Annotated in this window: 8 protein-coding genes; 5 read left to right on the top strand and 3 right to left on the bottom strand. The window is 69.4% G+C overall.

Features of this window, described 5'->3' with window-relative positions; genetic code table 11:
- On the bottom strand, nucleotides 1-1,593 hold a 1,593-nt coding region (locus ACFVZW_RS06865), incomplete at its 3' end, for an amino acid permease (protein ID WP_384517756.1).
- A 397-nt stretch (nucleotides 1,594-1,990) separates the two neighbouring features.
- Between ACFVZW_RS06865 and ACFVZW_RS06860 the strand changes: the two genes are divergently transcribed.
- From ACFVZW_RS06860 to ACFVZW_RS06845, 4 genes are all read left to right on the top strand, one after another.
- Nucleotides 1,991-2,908 (top strand): HEAT repeat domain-containing protein, encoded by a 918-nt coding sequence (locus ACFVZW_RS06860; protein ID WP_384517753.1) that lies wholly within the window; start codon nucleotides 1,991-1,993, stop codon nucleotides 2,906-2,908.
- A 62-nt stretch (nucleotides 2,909-2,970) separates the two neighbouring features.
- Nucleotides 2,971-3,894, top strand: a complete 924-nt coding sequence (locus ACFVZW_RS06855; RefSeq protein ID WP_384517750.1) for a restriction endonuclease — start codon at nucleotides 2,971-2,973, stop codon at nucleotides 3,892-3,894.
- Nucleotides 3,894-4,874, top strand: a complete 981-nt coding sequence (locus ACFVZW_RS06850; protein ID WP_384517747.1) for a restriction endonuclease — start codon at nucleotides 3,894-3,896, stop codon at nucleotides 4,872-4,874. Before ACFVZW_RS06855 ends, ACFVZW_RS06850 begins: the two co-directional genes overlap by 1 nt.
- Nucleotides 4,875-5,028: 154 nt before the next feature.
- Nucleotides 5,029-6,129, top strand: a complete 1,101-nt coding sequence (locus tag ACFVZW_RS06845) for a mechanosensitive ion channel family protein (RefSeq protein WP_384517744.1) — start codon at nucleotides 5,029-5,031, stop codon at nucleotides 6,127-6,129.
- A gap of 258 nt (nucleotides 6,130-6,387) precedes the next feature.
- On the opposite strand, the gene ACFVZW_RS06840 is transcribed toward ACFVZW_RS06845, so the two are convergent.
- Nucleotides 6,388-6,765 carry a toxin Doc gene (locus ACFVZW_RS06840; protein ID WP_384517741.1) on the bottom strand — a complete coding sequence of 126 codons (378 nt, stop codon included), beginning with the start codon at nucleotides 6,763-6,765 and terminating at the stop codon, nucleotides 6,388-6,390.
- A 4-nt stretch (nucleotides 6,766-6,769) separates the two neighbouring features.
- Nucleotides 6,770-7,021, bottom strand: a complete 252-nt coding sequence (locus ACFVZW_RS06835; RefSeq protein ID WP_384517738.1) for an antitoxin MazE7 — start codon at nucleotides 7,019-7,021, stop codon at nucleotides 6,770-6,772.
- 478 nt (nucleotides 7,022-7,499) lie between these two features.
- Between ACFVZW_RS06835 and ACFVZW_RS06830 the strand changes: the two genes are divergently transcribed.
- Entirely contained in the window at nucleotides 7,500-8,123 is a 624-nt protein-coding gene (locus tag ACFVZW_RS06830; RefSeq protein WP_384517735.1) for a hypothetical protein, read from the top strand.
- Nucleotides 8,124-8,125: the final 2 nt, after the last annotated feature.

The following is an 8,125-nucleotide window of genomic DNA, read 5'->3' as shown; positions in this document are numbered from 1 at the left end:
TGGTTTACCCCCTGTCGCGCCTGGGCTCGGGGCGGCGCCGGGGCCCGCGGGCCCGGGGGCGGGCCCGGGGTCACCCCAAGGGGGGGGGGGTACCCGGGGCCCCCCCCCCCCGGTCGCGACCGTCACGCCGAGGACCAGGACGGTGAACCACTGGAAGTACCAGTGGCCGCCCTCCGGGTCGTACACCTCGGCTCTCGGCCAGGAGAGGTTGACCGTCATGAACACCCCGTAGCAGACCGCCAGCGCGTTGACGGGCAGTCCCCAGCGCCCGAGGGAGAACAGCGGCCTGCCGAGCTCGTCGCGGTCGCCGTCGGCCGGCGGCGGCCACTCGCCCCTCAGGCGCCGCACCAGCATCGGCCCGGTGACCATCGCGTACGCCAGGTACACCATGGCGATGCAGGTCGTGCCGATGGCCAGGAACGCCTGCGGCGAGGCGAGGTTGAGCAGGAGCAGCAGCCCCGCGCAGACGCCGACCACCACGGCGGCCGCGCCGGGCATACCGGTCCGCCGCGGCACCCGTGCCAGCAGCGCCGACCGCGGAAGAACGCCGTCGCGGGCCATGGAGTAGAGCATGCGGGTCGCCGAGGTCTGGATGGCGAGGGTCGCCGCGCAGATGGCCAGGGCCACGTCGGCGAGCAGGACCCTGCCGAGACCGTCACCGAGGGTGCTGGTGAGCACGTAACCGAGGCCCTCCGTCGCCAGCCGCCCGTCGGTGAGGCTGGGCGCGGCGAGCAGCCCACCGAGCAGGAGCAGCCCGCCGCAGACGCCGGAGGTCGTGAGGGCGCTGAGCGTCGTACGGGGGGCGGTGCGCCGCGGGTTGACCGTCTCCTCGCTCATCTCGCTCGCGCTCTCGAAGCCGATGAGGACGTACGCGGCGGTGAAGGAGCCCACCAGAAGCGCCGTGATCAGGCCCCCCTCGCCGCCCGTGTGCAGGACGATGCCGGGATCACGCTCCGCGTGGGAGGCCAGAAGGATGACGATGAGGACGACACCGGCGATCTCCGCGGTGACACCGATCGTGTTGACGGCGGACAGGGCGCGGTTGTCCAGGACGTTGAGCAGCGTGGTCAGCGCCAGCAGGATCAGGCCCAGGAGTGCGGCGTTGGCGGCGCCGCTGCTCGTCGTCGGCGACGGATCGCCGCCGACGAGCTGGAAGCCGGGCCAGACGGCGGGCAGGACGACCTGCAGCGCGAGCGCGGCGGCCGCCACGACCACGACCCGGCCGATCACCATGATCCAGCCCGCGTACCAGCCGAAGGCTGGGCTGCCGAGCCTGCTCGCCCACTGGTAGATCGCCCCCGAGATGGGCAGCCTGGCGGCGAGTTCGGCGAAGCAGGCGGCGACGAGGAGTTGGCCGACGAGGACGGCCGGCCAGGTCCAGAAGAACAGCGGCCCCCCGAAGGAATAGCCGAGGGAGAAGAACTGGAAGACCGTGGTCAGCACGGAGATGAACGAGAACCCGGCGGCGAAGGAGGCGTACCGCCCCATCCGGCGCCGCAACTCCTGTGGGTAGCCGAAGGCGGCGAGCGAGCCGTCCCCGGCGGCGCCGGGCGGGGGAGGCGCCGGGGGAGTGGGATCGGTGGTCACGGTCATGTCGGTCCCCTGTCGCGAGGCGAGATCCTGCGAGTTCCTGTCGGTTGACAGAAATTAGGGACAGCCCGTTTCCGCCGCGTATCGCGGCCGTGTCCCGACCGTTAGTGACTCCTCTCCGGGCGGTCGACCCGGGGACAGGCCTTCCGACTGGGGTGGCAAATCGGCGGTTACGGCCAGCCCTTGGGTCCCGGGAGTGCCCGCGCTTAGGTCCCGGGACCGCCCGGGCCGCACCCCTCAGGCCTCTTCCGGGGTCCTGCGGGTCCAGCGGACATTCCGTACGGATTCGCCGTGCGGGCCCGCGCCACGCTCCTGCCGAGGGACACCTGCACCATCGCCGTGACGGACGGACGCTGCTCACGTACACGGAGACCTGCCCGCACCCCGCACATCCCCGGCGGTGAGCGGGCTCGCGGAGCGCCGGGACTCTGAGGACGCCGTGCTGCTGCGCGCGCTCACTCAGCACACCGATGGTGGCGTACGAGCCCGGGCGCTCGGCGGTCTGCGACGGCTCGGCGTCCTCGGCGACGACACCCTGATCCGGTACGCCGACGAACCCGACCCACGCGTGGGAGCGGTCGTCCTGCGCGTCTTGCGCAACGACCCGGCGGCGCTGCGCGCACTGCTCGGCCACCCGCTCGCGCGTGTGCGGGCCGGGGCCTTGGTCCACCTCGCGCACCGGCATGCCATCGGCTGGGACGAGGCCCTGCCGTTGCTGTCCGATCCGGCGCCGGAGGTGACCCGGGCCGCCGCATGCGACGCCCTGCAGGTCGCCGGCCGCGAGGTCCCTGCGACACGACTGCTCGCCCTTGCGGCACCGGGCGAGGCTCCGGAACGGCGGGCACTGGCGATGTACCTGCTCGGCCGCTCATCCGGGCCGGAAGCCCTGCTCAACGCGCTGCGTCTGTTGGACGATCCCGTGCCTGCAGTGCATGCCGCTGCCCGCGATCAGGCCCAGCGGGTCCTGTGGCACAGGACTGCCGAAGCAGAGCCGCACGCGGACGAGATCCGAGCACTTGTGGAACGGCACAAGGAACGGCTTGTCGCTTGGCACGCCGACGAGAGGAGACGCCTCTGCGCTCGAACGAGCCCGGTGAGCGCTTCTCCCGCTCCGGCGCCCCGCCGACCGCTCGGCCGCGGCGCCCCGAGCCGAGGTGGTGGGCACGACTACTGTCAGGAGCAGGCCAACGGCGTTGACGGCCTTGGGGTCAGCCTTCCACCAAGTTCTGCTCACAGCACGGCTCTTGGGCGATGCAGGACCAAGCCGGCGCCGGATCCGGGATCGTTGTCAGTGGTTCTGTGTAGCCTCGCTCGGTGATAGTTGATCGACGCGCTGCTGTTACTCCTCCCCGCTACAGCAGTCCTGAGCTCCGCAGGGCCATGGGGGATCTGCTGGGGAAGGCCGACCGTGATGATCTACTGCGGGTGCTGATCTGGACCGCTGAATGCAGGATCGCCGCTGATGTCGCTGCCGACTGGAGAGCCCATTTGGCTCTGCTGAGCAGAGAACTGACGGAAGCGACGCGACGATCCACCCACTGGGACTTCTTCAGCGATGTCACGATCTCCGCAGGGTGCCGCAAGGCAGCCGAGGCCGTGCACGAAGCACTCGGCCCGGAACTTCTTGAGGCGAAGGAAGCCCTGGGGGAGTGCGAGCAGGTCGTCGACGAGATCGACCGACACCTGGGGCGGCACCTAGGTGCCCGGGCAAGGCTCGAAGCGCGAACTGGGCCTGCGCTTGAAGGCATCGTGCCGCTCCGTGATCAACTTGCTGACGCGCAGGACCGCGTCAAGGAGATCCTGGCGGCCGACAAGGAACGGCTACACGCACTCGCCCTCGCGTACGGCTACGCGAAACACAGCAAAAAGCATGGCGCCGGCTCGGACCTGAGCGCCATCGACCGCATGACTCCGGAGCGGTTCACCCGCCATGTCGTCGACATGCTCCATCGCGATGGCTGCCCCCCGGAGGAGGAAGCGCTCTACGGCGACTCGCCATCTTCACTCATCATGGCGTCGACGCGTCTCGGCACCCTTGCAATCCGCCCGCACCACATGGGTGCCGACGCCTACAGCAGTTCAGCGCCCAGCGTCACCACTCCCATGCTGCGAAGAGACGTCCAAGCCGCAGCTGCCCATGATTGCGATCACGTGCTTGTCGTCACCAACAGCCGCTTCTCCCGGCCTGCGCGACGGTACGCGGCTCAACAGCGGATACGGCTCATCGACCGTGACGCCCTGCGGAACTGGAGTGAGTGGCAGCAGCCACTCGCCCACCTCATCGACGCTGCCGAGGCCGAGTGATGCACCTCAACTGGAAGAGCAAGGTCTCGCTGCCCGTGTACGAGGATGCCACCCTCAATGCAGAGCTGACCGAACTGGTCCGCGCAGCCAATGACGATGACGCCTTCGCAGCCCTCCTCCACTGGGCCGAAGGAAAGATCGCGCTGGACCTCCAGGAACTTCTGGAGACCCACCTGTACGCCGTACGCGACCTGTTGGACGAAGTGCCACCATCCAGCGGCGTGAGAGTGACCACGCCGACGTGGCTCGAGTGCCGTACGGCCCACACGCGCCTACGCGAGCGGCTCAGCGCCGAAGTCGAAGCAGCTGAGACACTCAAGGCCCAGGCAGCAGAGGCCTGGCACACTCTGCGCCGGAAGACCGCCGAATCCCATCGCATCCGCTTCGACCGCGCCACCGCACTCGATGCAGACGGCCTCGAGAGGGTCGGCACCCTCCACAAGGAACTCTCCGAAGCGGCGACTCGAATCGACGCGGCCTTCGAGGAGCACGTGGAGGCATGTCATCACCTCGCCCTCCGTGACGAAGAGTTCCTGGTCTTCTCCGCTACTCCCGGCAGCATCCAGTCCCATGAGTTCGACGAGATGACCCCAGCCGAGTTCGAGAAGGCGATAGCCCACCTGACACAACGGGATGGCCACAGGCTCACGAGACGGCAAGGAGGCGCCCGGGACCTCGGCGCAGACGTCATCGCCATCACTCCGGACGGGCGGAAGATCGTCTTTCAGTGCAAGCACCGTCAACCCGGCGGTCGCCCCCTGGGATCCCCTGTCATCCAGACCCTCAACGGCACAGCGCGCCCGGTTCACCAGGCAGACATCGTCATTGCCGTCACCAACGGTTCGTTCACCCAACCGGCTGAAGAACTGGCCGCAGAGCAGAACATTCACCTCCTGGCCGGACTTGATCTGCGCCGGTGGGCGGCGTGGGGTGACCCCCTCCTGGAAGTCCTCAGCCTGGAAGGTGCGCAGCCGAGTTGATTCTTCAGGACGGCCGGGCCGACTGACGGTGCAGGCGGTGGACTCAGCTTCAACGGCTTTCAAGTCCAGGGACGCAGGGTGTTTGGCGGACGGTTCGGCGGTGAGGCGAGAGGCACGGTCCTTTGGACGTGTACGACTCATCGACTGGGGAGCCATGGAGAGCCTTCTTCGACTGGCGCTCGTGCTGGGCGGCTCGGCGCTGGTGACCTTCGCCGCCGGCCGCGGAGTGGACCTGTTCCTGCGGCACGCGGACGCCCGCCATCCCGAGACCCCGCTCTGGGGGCTGCTGCGCCGGTGCCGCACACCGCTGTACGTCGTCCTGTTCACCGCGCTGCTGAGGTGGACCCACCGGGCCTCGGACTGGGCGCCCTTGCGGGAACACCGGGCCGCGGTCCTCCACGTCCTGCTGCTGTGCCTGATCGGCGGCGGCGCCTGGCTGGCCGTGCGCGTGGCCTCGGCCACCGTCGAGTCGTCGTACGCGCGCTACGCCGGACGGTCCCGCGACCCGGCCCGGGTGCGCCGGGTCCGTACTCAGGTCACGCTCATCATGCGCGTCGTGGCCGTCGCCGTCGGCGTGATCGCCACGGCCGTTGCCCTGGTGACCTTCCCGTCCTTCCGCGCCCTCGGCACGTCCCTGCTTGCCTCGGCGGGAATCATCGGCATCGTGGCCGGTGTTGCGGCGCAGTCGACGCTCGGGAACCTCTTCGCCGGGTTCCAGATCGCCTTCGGCGACATGGTGCGCATCGGCGACACGGTCGTGGTCGACGGCGAATGGGGGCTCGTCGAGGAGGTGACGCTGACCTTCCTCACCGTACGGACCTGGGACGAGCGTCGGGTCACGCTGCCCGTCTCGTACTTCACTTCCCGTCCGTTCGAGAACTGGTCGCGAGGCGGCTCGGAGATGACGGGCACGGTCTTCGTCCACTGTGACCATTCCACACCCGTCGCGCTGATGCGCGCACACCTCCGTGACTTCCTGGAGACCTGCCCCACCTGGGACCGTCGGGGCTGGGACCTGGCCGTCACGGAGACCTCCCCCACCGGGATAACGGTCCGCGCGCTGGTGACCGCCAAGGACGCCGACGACGTGTGGACCACCCGCTGTGCCGTACGCGAGGAACTCGTCGCCTGGCTCACCCGCGAGCACCCCGACGCGCTCCCGCGCATCGCCACCGCGCAGGCACCCGGCACCTCGCCGGCAGGGGGAGAGCGACGGGTGGAGGACGACGGGGCGGCCACTCCTCCCCAGCACTGAGAGGAGGAAGCGGGTGGAACGACACCCCAGGCGTACCTGGACGCTGTCCGCAAGGCCCTTGTCGTGGACAGTCCGGAAGCCGTCGAGCCTGGGTGCGAACCATCGGCCTTCGCCGTCGGGGAGCCAGGGAACGGCCTGGGCGAGCGGGACCGGAGGGGCATCTCCGCCCAGCCAGCCAGCCAGCCAGCCAGCCAGCCAGCCAGCCGTCCGTCCGGGCGCGTGCCGAAGACGGCCGGCCGCTCCACCTGGCGATGGTCTCTAGGAGGTGCGCCAGGACCTCAGGCGATCGGCGATGTCGTAGGAGTCCAGGCGCAGCGACCGGATCTCGTGGATGAGGTCGCGCCACGGCTCGAACGAGGTGTCCACGCGGTGCCCGGAGGCCTCCAGATAGGAGATGGCGATGCCGTACCCGTAGAGCTCGTTCCGGGCGGGGAGGGGGCGCAGCAGCACGCATTCCTCCAGGAGCACAGCAGCGCGCCAGAAGGCGTCCGGGTCTGCCTGGTCGAGACGGGGGGTGTTCACGCGGTGGCGGGTGGCCATGCCGACCAGTACCGAGAGGTCGTTGACGGTGAGGTCTTTGCGAAGGATGTCTTCCTGGCGTTCCAGGAGCCACCGGTGGTCGATGTGCAGATCCACAGGGTCAGGCCGCCCGCGGGGTTTCGCGCTTCGACACCGGCGGGAGCCCGCCGAAGTCGGCGTCGAATCGGTCCATGATCCCGGGTGCGCTGATGGCGCGGCGGAACGCGGCGGTCGCACTGCCCTGGAGGCGCTCCTGTTCCTTCTCGGCGGCCACCTTTGCGAGATAGTCCTTCATGGACATACCCGCGTCGTCGGCCAGGGCTTTCAGTCGGTCGCGAGTCGTGTCGTCGATCTTGACGGTCGTGTCTGCCATGTCTCGAGTATGCCGCTCGGTATACGGCGGCGGCTACCCCTTCGGAGTGAAGCGCGGCTCAGCAGGCGGATCGGTGAACAGGCCGGAGGCTGTCGCAGCGCCCAGCGGGCCGTGCTTGCTGGTGACGATCGTGCTGTCGGGCCCGTCGCAGACGTCTCGCCGGGGGTGGATCTCGCGCCCCGGTCGACGACGTGGTCGCGCTGGTGGAGCGCTCCCTCGGACCGCTTCAGACCGGTGTCGTACGCCGGCGTTGGCCCCGCGCTCGTTGGTGGTGAAGGGGGACTCGTTGGCGCAGGGCGGCGGCTTGCCCTCAGCGAGCCGCAGGGCATGACCTCGCGTCGAGCCACCGATCGAGGGTGAGTTTCGCACTGTTGGCTCCTGCCTCGGCGTTTCACAGGCGTTTGAGATGGCCGGCCGCTTTAGTGCACGTGTGATGGCACATCTCCTCTACTCCCCACCACGATCTGCGCGTCGCAGCATGTCCGGCGTACGTGTCGGCGTTCTGGGCGGCGCCGCGGCGCTGGCACTCGGCATGCTGGCGGCGCTGCCGGCCGGGGCAGCCGACGGGGGACTCTCGATCACGGGACCGGTGTCGGCGAAGGTCGAGCTGGACGACCACGGCAAACGCGACCACCTCCACGGCCCGCTGCCGCTCGTGATCACCAATTCCGGACGCGCGAGCGTCACCCCGGTGATTGCGGCGTACCTCGATGCCACGGGCGGAGAGTACGACCAGGTCTGCACCCGTACCGGCGCCGCCATGGCGTCGCAGACCGACCAGGTGAAGGCCATCGGCAGCAACCAGGCCAGAGCCGCGGTCATCGACCTGGTCGTGCCCGAGCAATGCGTGGGCCGAGAGGGCACCCTTCGTTGTCTCGGCGCCGAACACCCCTCCGGCGACGACGAGGTTCACCCTCACCCGAGGAGCCGAACGCGAGCCGGAGTACACCGCCGCGCTCATGACCGCCGCCGCTCTCGCGCTCGTCGTCTGTCTCCTGATGACCGTGCCGGCCAAGTTCTTCGGCAAGCCGCGGGAGAACTGGGAGTCGAAGCCGCTGGACATCGACTCCCCGTGGTCGGTCAAGGCTCAGCCAGTTCCTAGGG

It is taken from the genome of Streptomyces sp. NPDC059567, from assembly GCF_042735655.1.
Classification (GTDB): Bacteria; Actinomycetota; Actinomycetes; order Streptomycetales; family Streptomycetaceae; genus Streptomyces.
The sequence above is the reverse complement of the archived record's forward strand: the minus strand, read 5'-3'. Positions and strand labels throughout refer to the sequence as shown.

What these genes read in the sequence shown, in the direction of transcription:
- ACFVZW_RS06850 (WP_384517747.1), top strand. Translation starts at nt 3,894, where the DNA reads ATGCACCTCAACTGGAAGAGCAAGGTCTCGCTGCCCGTGTACGAGGAT.
- ACFVZW_RS06830 (WP_384517735.1), top strand. Translation starts at nt 7,500, where the DNA reads ATGTCCGGCGTACGTGTCGGCGTTCTGGGCGGCGCCGCGGCGCTGGCA.
- ACFVZW_RS06845 (WP_384517744.1), top strand. Translation starts at nt 5,029, where the DNA reads ATGGAGAGCCTTCTTCGACTGGCGCTCGTGCTGGGCGGCTCGGCGCTG.
- ACFVZW_RS06855 (WP_384517750.1), top strand. Translation starts at nt 2,971, where the DNA reads ATGGGGGATCTGCTGGGGAAGGCCGACCGTGATGATCTACTGCGGGTG.
- ACFVZW_RS06835 (WP_384517738.1), bottom strand. Translation starts at nt 7,021, where the DNA reads ATGGCAGACACGACCGTCAAGATCGACGACACGACTCGCGACCGACTG.